Source organism: Pedobacter sp. (genome assembly GCF_037719805.1).
Lineage (GTDB): Bacteria > Bacteroidota > Bacteroidia > Sphingobacteriales > Sphingobacteriaceae > Pedobacter.
Genome location: NZ_JBBJLZ010000006.1, coordinates 261,229 through 274,354 on the forward strand (window position 1 = coordinate 261,229; position 13,126 = coordinate 274,354).

Consider the following 13,126-nt stretch of genomic DNA (forward strand, 5'->3'; position numbering starts at 1 on the left):
TCTATATATCTTTTTTGGTAAATCTGTCATCAACTTTAGGTGCTTCAGGTACCGGAGTTTCCGGAACTACAGGTTCCTCTGCAGGCTTCTCTGTAAATGTGCCACCCGCCTCCTGCTGCTTTTTCCACTCTTCCCAGGCGTTTTTATTTTTAGCCTTTAGTAAAAAGCTCACCCCAACCGCAACAAACACCAACGGCCACATCTTGCTCACATTAAACCAGAAAGGAATAATGTTGAATTCATTCATTAAAAAGTAAATCCCCATAACCAGCAACACCAAACCAGCGACCGTCTTGCCAGTCTCACTACTTCGTTTCATTGGTCTGAATTCTGCATCATCTCTTCCCATTTTAAAAGGATCGGCGCCCATGGAAGGAGATGTCCAGCCCTGAGCATTTGACTTGCTCTCAAATGGATTCGCAAAGCCTTTGCTGTACTCGTTAAATTTTGCAAAGTGTTTAGCCGGATCATTATTTACCGGAACCACAATCCACATCACGATGTAAACCAACACCCCTGTACCCACTAGAAAAATCGTTGACAACACAAATAATAACCTGACTATTGTTACATCAACCTCCATGTACTCAGCGATTCCGGAAGATACTCCTCCAACCACCTTTTCGTACTCATTTCTAAATAATCTCTTGTCCATCATAATTCCCTCCTTGATTAAAATTGTACCGGTTTAATCGTAATCTCATCCACATTTGCACCACTGCTTAGGTTCAGCACGCTCCATATACTCTCTGCAATGTCTTCCGGTTTTACAAAACGTCCCTCTGGTATAGTAGTACCTTCCCAGGAGGATGTTAACGTTGAACCCGGCAAAACTGCAGTGACCTTTACGCTGTGTTTAGATAACTCATCCCTCAGTACGTTATTAAGACTATACAACGCCGCTTTAGTTACACTATAACTTCCTGCATTTTCAGCGTTTAATTTACTCGCAACAGAACAGATATTAAAAACGTGTCCAGACTGTTGTTCACGCATGATTCTACCAAAAAATTTCCCACAATAGTAGGCAGCATTAAGATTGACGTTCAGCATTTGCTCAAACTGATCGTCGGACTCATCCAACAGGCTTCCAGTGAGAAAAACCCCCGTGTTGTTAACGAAAACATCAACCCTTGGCATCACAGCTCTTACGTCCTCGCAGAACTGGTAGACCTCCGCTTTTAGCGCGATATCCACTTTAAATACATAGGCCTGTACACCCGTATTTTCGAGTTCTTCTTTCATGTCCATAAGCAACTTTTCATCCCTGGCACAGATGCTTACATTGTAACCTTCGGCTGCTAATTTCAATGCAATAGCCCTACCAATCCCTTTAGTTGCTCCTGTAATTACTGCGTTCATATGCTTCAAATATATAGTTGACAATAATACAAAAAACGGGCTCAGGCCAAAACTTTGGAGCCAATGTTTTGTTAGCAAAGTCTATAAGGTCATTTCAAGTTTTTATTGTTTCTTTGTAATAATCTTGCTCAAGTACCTAAAGCTAAATTTTCAAGAATGAATTTCACCAACTTTGGCAAATACCTACTTCTGTTAAAAGCAGTATTTAGAAGACCTGAAAAGTTTAAAATTTACCTCCGCGCTATATTTAACCAAATGGATTTTATCGGTGTCGGCTCACTAGGTTTGATCGCAATCATTTCCACTTTTATCGGGGCAGTAATGACCCTTCAGATTGCCTTCCAGTTGGTTAGTGACTTTATCCCTAAGACCATCATAGGTTCAGTAAACAGAGATTCAAGTATATTAGAACTAAGCCCAACCATCACAGCGATTGTATTAGCAGGTAAAATAGGCTCAGCCATTTCTTCGGAGATAGGCACCATGCGCGTTAGTGAACAGATTGATGCATTGGAAATCATGGGTATCAATTCTCCTGGTTACCTGATCCTTCCTAAAATCATTGCTGGCATTACAATGGTACCACTACTGGTAATCATGTCGATGTTCTTAAGCATTACCGGTGGTTATTTGGGTGGTACACTTTCAGGTGCAGTTTCTCCATCAGAATATATTGAAGGTATTACCACTGATTTTAATCCATATACTATTGTTGTAGCACTAACCAAAGCTTTTGTTTTTGGTTTTATCATCACTTCAGTACCCGCATACGAAGGTTTCTATGTAAAGGGAGGCGCATTAGAAGTGGCACAGGCAAGTACCAGGGCGGTTGTAGTAAGCTGTATCTCTATCCTTGTTTGTGATTACCTCGTAACCCAGTTATTACTATGATCGAGATTCAAGACATCAGCAAATCCTTTGGTGATAATGAAGTACTGAAAGGCATATCCGGTAAATTCGAAGCCGGAGTAACTAACCTGATCATCGGTGGATCTGGATCTGGTAAATCTACTCTGTTAAAATGTATGGTAGGACTCCATCACCCTGAAAAGGGCATGGTAGACTACGATGGCCGTGAATTTACCAGCATGGACTTCGAAGAAAAGATCGAGATCAGAAAAGAGATCGGCATGCTTTTCCAGGGTTCTGCTCTGTTTGATTCCATGACGGTTGAAGACAATATCATGTTTCCTTTAAACATGTTTACCCAGCAAAGTGTAAGCGAAAAACTGGATCGCGCTAACTTTTGCCTGGAACGTGTAAACCTGGAAGGTAAAAATAAACTCTACCCTGCCGAACTTTCAGGCGGTATGAAAAAGCGCGTAGGTATTGCCCGCGCTATTGCCATGAATCCAAAGTATTTGTTTGTAGATGAGCCCAACTCTGGTCTTGATCCCAAAACATCTATCGTGATTGATGAATTGATTAAAGAACTTACCGAAGAATACAATACCACCACTATTGTAGTTACGCACGATATGAATTCCGTGATGGGCATCGGAGACTATATCCTGTTCTTGCATGAAGGCAAGAAATTTTGGGAAGGATCCAATAAGGAAATCGCGCATACCGACGTTGAAGAACTAAACGACTTCGTTTTTGCCAGCCGCTTTATGAAGGCTGCAAAAGGAAAATTTTAATACACCACACTTTATGATAAGCCTGTTAACACCCACGCATTGGAAAGATTACGAATTGATTGATTGTGGGGATTTTGAAAAGCTCGAGCGTTTTGGAAATCTTGTTTTGTCCAGACCAGAGCCTCAGGCAGTATGGAAAAAGACCCTTTCAGAGATTGACTGGAAAAAACAAACTCACATCAAATTCAAAGGTCGCTCTGCCACTTCAGGCGAATGGATCAAAAACTCTGCCCATCTACCGGACCGTTGGAATATAGCTTACAGCAATGACGATGTGGCCATTAACTTAAGGTTAGGTCTGACTTCTTTCAAACATGTAGGCGTGTTTCCGGAGCAAGCCGTAAACTGGGATTATATATCCTCCTCCATAAAGAAATTCAAAACTTCAAGTCCTAAAGTACTTAACCTTTTCGCTTATACGGGAGCCGCCTCGCTTATCGCTAAGGCTGCTGGTGCAGATACTACGCACGTAGACTCAATTAAGCAAGTGGTAAACTGGGCCAACGAAAATCAGGAACTATCCAATTTAAAAGACGTTAGATGGGTAGTAGAAGATGCGCTAAAGTTTGTCAAGAGAGAGCTTAAAAGAGGCAAGAAATACAACGGGATTATACTTGATCCGCCTGCTTTCGGCCACGGGCCTAATGGCGAGAAATGGAAACTGGAAGATCACATCCAGGAGATGATGCATGACGTGGTGCAGCTCTTAGATGACGAAGAACACTTCCTGATTCTCAACACTTATTCCCTGGGCTTCTCCTCCGTGATCGTTGAAAACCTGATTAAAACGTCTTTCCCACAAGTTCAGAACCTGGAGACTGGTGAGCTTTACCTGCAAGCAACTTCGGGGATTAAACTGCCGCTGGGAGTCTTCGGCAAATTCAATAAATTCTAAAGAGAGAAAACTTTCAGCAGCTACGCCTGCATTCGCCCCCCAGGTAGCTCCTATAGTGGCATCTGGATCCATTCACAAATAAATTCAATTATATGAATTGTGCTACTTTTATATTACTCAAAGGAGTAGTATACTTGTAGGAATTTACTAAACTGTCGTGAGACCGTTTAAATGAACAATCATACCTACAAAAAACAAATCGTAAAATGAAATTACCTCAACTAGCAGGAATGTTAATGGTCGGACTTATCTCTATCGGCTTATCTACCAGTTGCACATCAGAAACAACAAAAGCCGGTGCCAAAGATTCCGTTACGGCAAAAGGAGACACGACCATCACACCTGAAGTTGGCACTACCCGCGAGCCAGTAGACACGGCAAAGTACAATGCTAAGATTAAAAAGTTAGCCAACGGTGATACCACAGGGAGATGGCCTGTAAAAAATCAACCTTACCCATTGGCAGGAGCCATACTGCCATTCAAAAGAATCGTAGTTTACTATGGTAACCTTCACTCCAAAAAAATGGGTGCTTTGGGTGAGTATGCGCCAAAAGAAATGTGGAGCCGCTTGAATAAAGAGATTAAAAACTGGGAAAGAGCAGATCCATCTACTCCTGTCCAGGCAGGGGTTCACTATATCGCGGCAGTAGCAAGTGGTACTCCAGGTAAAGATGGAAAATACATTAACCGCATGGGCAACAAACAAATAGATTCAGTAATGAAGATCGCAAAAATGCACAATGCGATTGTATTTCTTGATCTACAGGTTGCTTTAAGTAACATCAAAAACGAACTGCCACATATTGAAAAGTATCTTCAATTGCCTAATGTTCATTTAGGTATTGACCCGGAGTTCTCGATGAAAGATGGCTCTTTGCCAGGTAAAAAGATCGGAACATATGACGCCGTTGATATCAACTACTGCGCAGACTACCTGACAAACCTGGTTAAGAAATACAACCTGCCTCCAAAGGTTTTTGTTGTTCACCGTTTTACGAAAAAGATGATGACGAATTACAAAAACATCAAATTGCGCCCGGAAGTTCAAATTGTAATTCATATGGATGGATGGGGTGAGCCTGATCTAAAAATCGGTACCTACCGTCACTTTATCTTCTCTGAGCCAGTTCAGTTTACAGGATTTAAATTGTTCTACAAGAATGATCTGAAAAAAGCACCTAAGCGTTTGATGACTCCTGAAGAGTTACTTAAACTTAAACCTGCACCGATCTACATCCAGTATCAGTAAGAAAAACTAACGTATATTTAGGCGGCTTTGATCTTCAGATTAAAGCCGCTTTTTTTTGTCAAATAACAAAGTAATAATCCCATAAGCGTTCAGGTATTACTCGGGTCTGGCTCTGGTCTGGCTTTGACTGCTCCCGCCTTGCTTCCGCCATGCTCCCGCGTTGCGTCCGCCTTTGCCTAGAAAAAGGCGGACGCAACGCACTCATAGTTCGTTCAACCCGCAAGCAGGCAAAGCGTGGTACGAGGCAGTCCCGAATTAGTTATTAGTAATTAAACTGTGCAGTACTTGACGGATTATCAAGTTTGGTGCTCTGACGTTTAGCGCCTACTATGGCGTGGATCATATTGATCTGTGAGTCGTGCTGCTCAAACAAAAGGTCATTTTGAATTGCAAACTGTTTTACTGGAGCGATGGCATCAGATTCAAAATAACACCAGGCAGCTTCTTCCTCAATCTCATACCCTACAAATCTTAAGGTGAGCGGAACACCATTAGCTTTGATCTTCAGATGTTCTTTAACATACAATGCAATGAAGTCATTCACCTTGGCTTTATCCTTCGGCTTCAGAATATTGATACTGGTTTTATATCTTTTGTCTATGGCCTTTTCAAGATCGTCAAAAAAGATCCTGCTGGTCACACGAACCACTCTGGTCTTTGGAACCTGCTCGATCTCGGTAACGCTCACGTAAAATGGATGGTATATTGCAAATAAGAAAAGGAGTAAATGCTGTAACATGCTTATGTATCTTTTGGAAAATATAGATATTGATTCCAATCTTTGATCAAAATTACTAATAATAACCCAATGCAAGATTTTCCACTATATTTCGACCTCGGCTTTCATCATATTTTAGATTGGCAGGGATACGATCACATCCTTTTTGTTATGGCACTATGTGGGATCTATACGTTAAAGGATTGGAAGAAAGTGTTGATATTGGTTACTGCTTTCACGATCGGTCACAGTATCACATTGGCCTTAAGTGTTTTGAATATTCTTCATTTCAAAACCACAATAATTGAATTCCTTATCCCTGTTACCATTCTCGTAACAGCTTTGACCAATATTTTAAGCAAAAAAAGCAAACCAAAAAACATCAATCTGAAGTATCTTCTAGCACTTACTTTTGGTTTCATCCACGGAATGGGCTTTTCAAATTACTTAAAAAGCCTTTTAGGAAAAAGCAGCAGTATTGTTGCCGAATTGTTTGCATTTAACATTGGTCTGGAGGTTGGACAAGTGATTATTGTGATATTCACACTCCTTTTAGGATTCATTTTAGTTTCTATTGTAAAAATTAAGCTATGGGACTGGACATTCTTCTTGTCTTCAGCTATATTTGGTATCTCGTTGATTATGGCGGCTGAGCGGCTTCCAGCACTTTTGAAATATTTATGAAAAAACATTTACTTTTTTTTACAGCATTGTTGTTTGGGACAGCTGCGTCTGCGCAGTTATTAACCAATCCAGGGTCGAATCATGGCAACAAGTTCGAACAACTGGGCACTATTTTGTCAACTCCTAACTCTTACAGAACCGCATCAGGCGCTCCGGGTTCTGCCTACTGGCAACAAAGGGCCGACTATGTAATCAACGCCGAGCTTGACGAGAAGAAATTGCTGCTTACAGGTTCAGAGACCATTACCTACTCGAACAATTCACCAGATCCATTAAGCTATCTGTGGGTGCAGCTTGATGAGAATCAGCACAAGGCAACCAGTGATAATAAGCTGACAGAAACGAGCAAAATGACTGATAAGATGACCTATAAGGCCTTATCAGGAATCTTAAACACAGAGAACGATCTCGGTGTTAAGATTGTAAAACTGACCGATGATGCAGGAAAATCAATTCCATATGTGATCAACAATACCATGATGCGCATTGATTTGCCAACCGTATTGAGACCTGGTCAGAAATATGTACTTAAGATCTCCTGGAACTATAAAATATCGGATCGCATCGCCGTAGGTGGCAGAGGGGGTTACGAATACTTTGCGGAGGATGACAACTACTTGTTTACGATGACACAATGGTTTCCCCGTATGGCAGTTTATTCAGACTTTCAAGGATGGCAAAATAAGCAATTTGAAGGCCGTGGAGAGTTTGCCCTGGCTTTTGGAAACTACAAGGTGAACATGACTGTTCCAGCAGATCACGTAGTTGGAGGAACCGGCGAATGCCAGAACTACGCTCAGGTGTTAAGCGCTGCGAGTTTGAAAAGATGGAACGAGGCGCAATCTGCAAAAGCACCTGTCGAAATTGTAAATCTGGCAGAGGTTAAAAACGCGATGACGAAACACTCGACTGCTAAAAAGACCTGGACATACGTCGCAGAAAACGTGAGGGATTTTGCCTGGGTTTCTTCAAGAAGGATCGTTTGGGACGCTTTGGCTACCTATGTAGGCGGTAAAAAGATTATGGCAATGTCTTACTATGGTCCTGAAGCTTACCCTCTATATAACAAATATTCAACGAAGGTTGTTGCGCATACATTGAAGGTGTATTCGAAACATACCATCCCATATCCATATCCAGTCGCGATCTCTGTTGAGGCATCAAACGGCATGGAATATCCAATGATCTGCTTCAACTATGGTCGCGCAGAGAAAGATGGCACCTATACCGAAGCGATCAAGCTGGGAATGATTGGCGTCATCATTCATGAGGTTGGCCATAACTTTTTTCCAATGATTGTGAATTCTGATGAGCGCCAGTGGTCATGGATGGATGAGGGCTTAAATACCTTCTGCCAGTTTTTGGCTGAGCAGGAATGGGACAACAACTACCCATCTGCAAGAGGTCCGGCTCATAAGATTGTAGATTACATGAAGATGCCAAAGGATCAGTTGGAACCGATCATGACCAACTCTGAGCAAATCATAAACTTCGGCCCCAATGCTTATGCGAAACCAGCCACTGCACTTAATATCTTAAGAGAAACAGTGATGGGCAGGGAGTTATTTGATTATGCTTTCAAAGAATATGCGGAGCGCTGGGCGTTCAAGCACCCTACTCCGGCAGATTTCTTTAGAACTATGGAAGATGCTTCGGCGGTGGACCTGGACTGGTTCTGGAGGGGATGGTTTTTCAGTACAGACCCGGTTGACATTTCTATGGATAGCGTGAAGTCTTACAGGATGAACAGCATGAAAGCTGCAGTCGAAAATGTAGACAGAAAGACGCTTTATGAACGTGACAATAAATACATTGGCAAGGAGCGCAACAGAGCTGCAGGAATTAAATTTGCTGTAGAGCAGGATACTTCCTTGCTTGATTTCTATAATAAAACTGAGCGTTTTGAAGTAGCAAAGACAGCTGATCAGGATTTCCAGACTTATTACAATGGCTTATCTGATAGTGAGAAAAAGCTATATGAAAGCAAGAAGAATTTTTATGAGCTAAGCTTTTCAAACGTCGGGGGATTAGTGATGCCAATCATCTTGGAATGGACGTATTCAGATGGCACTAAAGAAGTGGAAAGGATTCCAGCTTACATCTGGAGGAAGAATGAGAACAAAGTGACTAAAGTGTTTGCAAAAGATAAGCAGGTGGTATCTGTTCAAATGGATCCGTATCGCGAGACGGCAGACATTGATGAGAACAATAACTTATGGCCAAGAAAAGCAACTCCTTCAAGATTTGACTTGTTTAAACAGCAAACGGCCCCAAGGGGCGCCTCGACAGGCGGCAATCAAATGCAGCAGTCGAGGCAGAAGTAGAACACGGACCGTGTGCACGGAACCACGAACCGTTATCCTGAGACGAGGGAATTATTACTTCGCTTTCATTTGGCTAAGCTGCTGTTTCAATGCTTCAATCTGAGCTTGTTGCTCTTTTATCGCTGCTACTAAAACAGGGATCAGGCTTTCGCTGGAAACCTCATCGTACCTGATTGTTTTTGTGCTTCCTTTCCCGGCTGGAAAAGTCTTAAACGCTTCAAATACCAATTCTGGGTGTTGTATTTTAAAATCCTGGGCAAGAAACCCATGCTGTGTAGCCATGGGCCACTTCCCTTCTTTGAACTTAGAACGGTCGTATTTGAATGTGATTGGCTTTAGCGTTTCTAGGTACTCCAGTGGATTACTGATCTCTGTAATGCCTGTTTTCAGCTGCTGCTCGTCAATCTTTTGGGCGCTAGCCGAAACTGCGCATATAGTTAATAAGAGTCCTGTAACAAGACCCTTTGCTTTAAAAAGGTGTTTCATAATTTTGCTCGTTTAATAAATATTAATTGTAATTGGGACTTACAATTAAACTTCTGGCGGCAAATACAAGGAGGGTAGATAAGCTGTTGTCGAACTTAAAAGATAATTCGTATTCAACCTCTGAGAAGGCATCTCTAACGCAATTAAAAGCGATTCCTGATAAAACTCGTCAAAAAGTGATTTCGCTTCCTTTCTTTCATCTTCCTTCTCTTTACTCTCATTAGCCGGATCTTCTGTAGACCCAGTCCAGTGCGCCTTTACAACTCCCTTCGACTGACTAAAAATCACGGTATACTTTACTGACAAAAATGCCAGCAATAATAGAATACCAATAGATCTTTTTATCATATGCATATTTAAAATAGTTTAGTCTGGCCCTTCTCGTCAATATCGAGATCGTCCGGGTTAGTAATCTCCAGCTTTACATCTTTGGCAGGTGGGGTTACTGGCGTCCAAGCCTTCTTCTCTTTAACAATTTCTGAGGCTTTTGGTTCTACAGGCGTTTCTTTTATAGGTTCGGTTGCTGGCTCATCAACGATTTCTGGTGAATCATCAGGCTCTTCTTCAGCAGAAACATCTTCTGCAGGAGTAACTTCTTCTTCAGAAGAAACCTCTTCTTCCGTAGACACAACTGCTGGAATCGCTTTCTGTTCTATTACAGGTTCAATCTCTCCGCTGTTTAAAAGGCTGATGCTTTTCACCTCGTGCTGACTTAAGCGGTTACCATTGGCTTTGATCCCTTTGACATCTATAAAATCAGCCAGTACCACTTCAATGGTCTCTGGAATTTGTGATTTCCCTTTCAGCAGATCAACTGTAAGCACCGCCTCAGGGTTGCTGGTCAAATAAATGAATTTAGACCCAGCCTCTTCACTAATCAAACCGCCCTTCCTACCAACAGCAATAGGTTCAAAAATAAACCTTTTAACGAAATAGTTCTTTGCCTTGCCTTCGTATTGCACCAGAGCAAATGGTTTCTCAGGATCATACTTTTGTATGAGGATCAAATCGGCATCAAAGTGATTGCTCAACTCAAATGTGCTCAACTCATACCAGCCGTCTTTGTGGACTTGCAAAATCTTGTCATCGCCATCAAATTCACCAAGGTATTTACCACGACCATCCACATTAAGCCTTCTCAACAAGTCATCGTACCAAATCTTTAGCCCTGATAAGGTTGATACCCCCTTGCTCTTGAAAAGAATCTTTTTGACGGGATATTTTGAAAGTACATTTCCCTGTGAAGCCCTTCCTTTGATTGCGATCTCCGCATAATCCAGGTCGAACTGTAGCTTCTTAAGCTTAGTATGTGGTTTCAGTTGTATAGTGATTACCTCCGCCTCGCCATTTGGGTTTGCAGTAAAATATAACACTTTGGAACCTTTTGTTCCCTTTGTCAGATCATACTCTTTGTCTCTGGTTACACCTACAACGGCAAAACGTTTAACATAAGAAACGCCTGTGCCGCCATCTTTGTAAACCATGTTGTAAATGGTACGCTCGTCGCCTTTTTTAAACACCTGCGCATGCAGGATCCCTTTACCAACGAATGTTTTATCGGCCACTTTAGTGATAATGCACTTTCCATCTTCTCTAAAGACAATGATTTCGTCAATGTCTGAGCAGTCGGCTATAAACTCATCTTTCCTCAATCCGGTTCCAATGAAACCATCCTCGCGGTTCATGAACAACTTCACATTTGCCAGCGCAACTTTAGATGCCTCTACCCTGTCGAACAGGCGGATCTCTGTTTTACGTTCGCGGCCCTTACCGTATTTATCTTTCAGCTTCTGAAACCATGCGATCGCATAGTCAGTCAAGTGCCTTAAATGATTTTTTACTACTTTAATCTCGTCAGCAAGGGCTTTCATCTGATCATCCGCCTTCTTTACGTCGAAACGGGTAATGCTACTCATCGGTTTATCGATCAGCTTTTTCAGGTCTTCCGGTTGGATGTCCCGGTACAGGCTTTCCCGAAAAGGTGCGAACAAACGGTTTAACACCTGCACTACCATCTCAAAGTTATTGGAGTTCTCGTAGTCGGGATGCTTGTACATACCCTCCTGAATAAATATCTTTAGCAGGGAGCTAAAGAATATCTTCTCCTGCAACTCGTGAAGCTTGATTTCTAACTCCAGTTTCAACAAGCCTTTGGTATGGATCGTATTCTGAATCAGGATGTCATTTACACTTAAAAATTGTGGCTTATCATCCCTGATTACACAAGTATTCGGAGAGATCGACACCTCGCAAGACGTAAAGGCATAGAGTGCATCAATGGTAACATCAGGAGATATACCTGGTGCCAGATGAATGACAATCTCCACATTTGCGGCAGTATTGTCCTCAATCTTCTTGATCTTAATCTTTCCCTTCTCATTTGCAGACAGTACGCTGTCGATAACAGAACCAGTAGTGGTGCTATAAGGCACTTCGGTAATCACTAAGGTCTTCTTATCTTTTTCTGTGATCTTAGCCCTAACCCTGATTCTTCCGCCTCGCATACCTTCGTTATACGCAGAGAAATCTGCCATACCCCCGGTAAAGAAATCCGGTAAAATATTTGGCCGCACACCCTTCAATGATTCAATGGAAGCGTCCAAAAGCTCTATAAAGTTGTGGGGCATTACTTTGGTAGCGAGACCTACTGCAATACCTTCTGCGCCCTGAGCAAGTAGTAAGGGGAACTTAACAGGCAGGGTAATTGGCTCATTATTTCTCCCATCATAGCTGAGTTGCCAAACGGTAGTATCCGGATTAAAGACCACATCGTTAGCGAACTTGGAAAGTCTTGCTTCAATATATCTGGGTGCTGCCGCATTGTCGCCTGTAATTGGGTCACCCCAGTTACCTTGCTTATCAATGAGCAATTCTTTTTGTCCGATCTGAACCATGGCATCTCCGATGGATGCATCACCATGGGGGTGATATTTCATGGTGTTACCAATCACATTTGCGGCTTTGTTGAACCGGCCGTCGTCCATTTCCTTCAGCGAGTGCATAATGCGGCGCTGAACTGGCTTCAAGCCGTCGTTGATGTGGGGTACTGCGCGATCGAGAATTACATAAGAAGCGTAATCGAGGAACCAGTTCTCGTAAAGTCCGTTTATAGGAATTACGGTATGCGTACTTTCTTCGTTTACGTTGTTTTCTGTTTCGTCACTCATCAAAAAAGGATTGGATTCCGTAAATATAAGGCTTTGGAACCTTATTTGCCAAGCCGCTCTTCAACGAATGCAAATGGCAACAGACTCTTAATCCCTTTAACTTTCACAACCTCACCGTCGATACAGTAAAACAGAACTTCTATTTCCTTTTTTTGCCGCTGTTCACATTCCAGCATTACCTGTAAACATGCGCCACAGGAGGTCACCGGGTTGACGATCCGGAAGTTGTTGGTTCGGGCGGTTATAACCATTTTCTCAATAACCGCAGTTGGCTTGGATGCACCAATTCCAAACAGCACCACCCGTTCTGCACATAAACCTGATGGGTAAGCAACATTTTCCTGATTGCTAACTAGTACAATTGAACCATCTTCCAGCTTTACAGCTGCGCCTACGCTGAATTGTGAATAGGGAGAATAAGAGGTATTTAGTGCGGCTGTTGCTTGTTCGCAAAGCGCTTGATCATCGGGATTAAGGTCGGCAATACCAGGGTAAGTTTGGTAACTTATTGTAAAGGATTTCTGCTCCATATTTAAACATACATAAAAAATGATTGTTGTAGTGCTGATGGCATGGTTTTGGTATCATGCAAAAAGTTTA

General features: G+C 42.2%; 13 protein-coding genes. 6 read left to right on the forward strand and 7 right to left on the reverse strand.

The annotated features are described in order from the left end of the window. Position 1: 1 nt before the first annotated feature. Both WKF66_RS20490 and WKF66_RS20495 read right to left on the reverse strand, forming a co-directional pair. Positions 2-658, reverse strand: coding sequence for a PspC domain-containing protein (locus WKF66_RS20490; RefSeq protein ID WP_489676372.1), 657 nt, complete (start codon positions 656-658; stop codon positions 2-4). 14 nt (positions 659-672) lie between these two features. Beyond that, positions 673-1,362, reverse strand: coding sequence for an SDR family oxidoreductase (locus WKF66_RS20495; protein ID WP_489676373.1), 690 nt, complete (start codon positions 1,360-1,362; stop codon positions 673-675). Between the two features lie 156 nt (positions 1,363-1,518). Here WKF66_RS20495 and WKF66_RS20500 point away from each other — a divergent pair, with 156 nt between their 5' ends. The 4 genes from WKF66_RS20500 (at position 1,519) to WKF66_RS20515 (ending at position 5,147) form a co-directional block, all read left to right on the forward strand. Then, positions 1,519-2,253 (forward strand): MlaE family ABC transporter permease, encoded by a 735-nt coding sequence (locus WKF66_RS20500; protein ID WP_489676374.1) that lies wholly within the window; start codon positions 1,519-1,521, stop codon positions 2,251-2,253. Beyond that, positions 2,250-3,002, forward strand: coding sequence for an ABC transporter ATP-binding protein (locus WKF66_RS20505; protein ID WP_489676375.1), 753 nt, complete (start codon positions 2,250-2,252; stop codon positions 3,000-3,002). Before WKF66_RS20500 ends, WKF66_RS20505 begins: the two co-directional genes overlap by 4 nt. A gap of 13 nt (positions 3,003-3,015) precedes the next feature. Beyond that, complete coding sequence (locus WKF66_RS20510) at positions 3,016-3,897, forward strand: class I SAM-dependent methyltransferase (protein ID WP_489676376.1); 882 nt, start codon at positions 3,016-3,018, stop codon at positions 3,895-3,897. Positions 3,898-4,103: 206 nt separating this feature from the next. Further along, positions 4,104-5,147: a hypothetical protein gene (locus WKF66_RS20515; protein ID WP_489676377.1), complete on the forward strand. Its 1,044-nt coding sequence runs from the start codon at positions 4,104-4,106 to the stop codon at positions 5,145-5,147. A 262-nt stretch (positions 5,148-5,409) separates the two neighbouring features. On the opposite strand, the gene WKF66_RS20520 is transcribed toward WKF66_RS20515, so the two are convergent. Next, a complete protein-coding gene (locus WKF66_RS20520) occupies positions 5,410-5,886 on the reverse strand; it encodes a DUF6702 family protein (RefSeq protein WP_489676378.1) in 477 nt (158 codons plus the stop codon). A 69-nt stretch (positions 5,887-5,955) separates the two neighbouring features. Between WKF66_RS20520 and WKF66_RS20525 the strand changes: the two genes are divergently transcribed. Then, positions 5,956-6,549 (forward strand): HupE/UreJ family protein, encoded by a 594-nt coding sequence (locus tag WKF66_RS20525; RefSeq protein WP_489676379.1) that lies wholly within the window; start codon positions 5,956-5,958, stop codon positions 6,547-6,549. Continuing rightward, positions 6,546-8,873: a M1 family metallopeptidase gene (locus WKF66_RS20530; protein ID WP_489676380.1), complete on the forward strand. Its 2,328-nt coding sequence runs from the start codon at positions 6,546-6,548 to the stop codon at positions 8,871-8,873. Before WKF66_RS20525 ends, WKF66_RS20530 begins: the two co-directional genes overlap by 4 nt. 54 nt (positions 8,874-8,927) lie before the next feature. Here WKF66_RS20530 and WKF66_RS20535 read toward each other — a convergent pair whose 3' ends face one another. Genes WKF66_RS20535 through WKF66_RS20550 form a run of 4 tightly spaced genes read right to left on the reverse strand, consistent with a single transcriptional unit; the run spans position 8,928 to position 13,056 of the window. After that, positions 8,928-9,359: a tail fiber domain-containing protein gene (locus WKF66_RS20535; RefSeq protein ID WP_489676381.1), complete on the reverse strand. Its 432-nt coding sequence runs from the start codon at positions 9,357-9,359 to the stop codon at positions 8,928-8,930. A gap of 45 nt (positions 9,360-9,404) precedes the next feature. After that, a complete protein-coding gene (locus WKF66_RS20540; protein WP_489676382.1) occupies positions 9,405-9,707 on the reverse strand; it encodes a hypothetical protein in 303 nt (100 codons plus the stop codon). A gap of 8 nt (positions 9,708-9,715) precedes the next feature. Further along, positions 9,716-12,526, reverse strand: a complete 2,811-nt coding sequence (locus WKF66_RS20545) for a DNA gyrase/topoisomerase IV subunit A (RefSeq protein WP_489676383.1) — start codon at positions 12,524-12,526, stop codon at positions 9,716-9,718. A gap of 41 nt (positions 12,527-12,567) precedes the next feature. Then, on the reverse strand, positions 12,568-13,056 hold the full coding sequence (locus tag WKF66_RS20550; RefSeq protein WP_489676384.1) for a cytidine deaminase: 489 nt from the start codon (positions 13,054-13,056) through the stop codon (positions 12,568-12,570). Positions 13,057-13,126 lie beyond the last annotated feature (70 nt).

Excerpts from the sequence above, each read along its gene's own strand:
- WKF66_RS20490 (WP_489676372.1), bottom strand. The coding sequence starts at position 658 with ATGATGGACAAGAGATTATTTAGAAATGAGTACGAAAAGGTGGTTGGA.
- WKF66_RS20495 (WP_489676373.1), bottom strand. The coding sequence starts at position 1,362 with ATGAACGCAGTAATTACAGGAGCAACTAAAGGGATTGGTAGGGCTATT.
- WKF66_RS20500 (WP_489676374.1), top strand. The coding sequence starts at position 1,519 with ATGAATTTCACCAACTTTGGCAAATACCTACTTCTGTTAAAAGCAGTA.
- WKF66_RS20505 (WP_489676375.1), top strand. The coding sequence starts at position 2,250 with ATGATCGAGATTCAAGACATCAGCAAATCCTTTGGTGATAATGAAGTA.
- WKF66_RS20510 (WP_489676376.1), top strand. The coding sequence starts at position 3,016 with ATGATAAGCCTGTTAACACCCACGCATTGGAAAGATTACGAATTGATT.
- WKF66_RS20515 (WP_489676377.1), top strand. The coding sequence starts at position 4,104 with ATGAAATTACCTCAACTAGCAGGAATGTTAATGGTCGGACTTATCTCT.
- WKF66_RS20520 (WP_489676378.1), bottom strand. The coding sequence starts at position 5,886 with ATGTTACAGCATTTACTCCTTTTCTTATTTGCAATATACCATCCATTT.
- WKF66_RS20525 (WP_489676379.1), top strand. The coding sequence starts at position 5,956 with ATGCAAGATTTTCCACTATATTTCGACCTCGGCTTTCATCATATTTTA.
- WKF66_RS20530 (WP_489676380.1), top strand. The coding sequence starts at position 6,546 with ATGAAAAAACATTTACTTTTTTTTACAGCATTGTTGTTTGGGACAGCT.
- WKF66_RS20535 (WP_489676381.1), bottom strand. The coding sequence starts at position 9,359 with ATGAAACACCTTTTTAAAGCAAAGGGTCTTGTTACAGGACTCTTATTA.
- WKF66_RS20540 (WP_489676382.1), bottom strand. The coding sequence starts at position 9,707 with ATGATAAAAAGATCTATTGGTATTCTATTATTGCTGGCATTTTTGTCA.
- WKF66_RS20545 (WP_489676383.1), bottom strand. The coding sequence starts at position 12,526 with ATGAGTGACGAAACAGAAAACAACGTAAACGAAGAAAGTACGCATACC.
- WKF66_RS20550 (WP_489676384.1), bottom strand. The coding sequence starts at position 13,056 with ATGGAGCAGAAATCCTTTACAATAAGTTACCAAACTTACCCTGGTATT.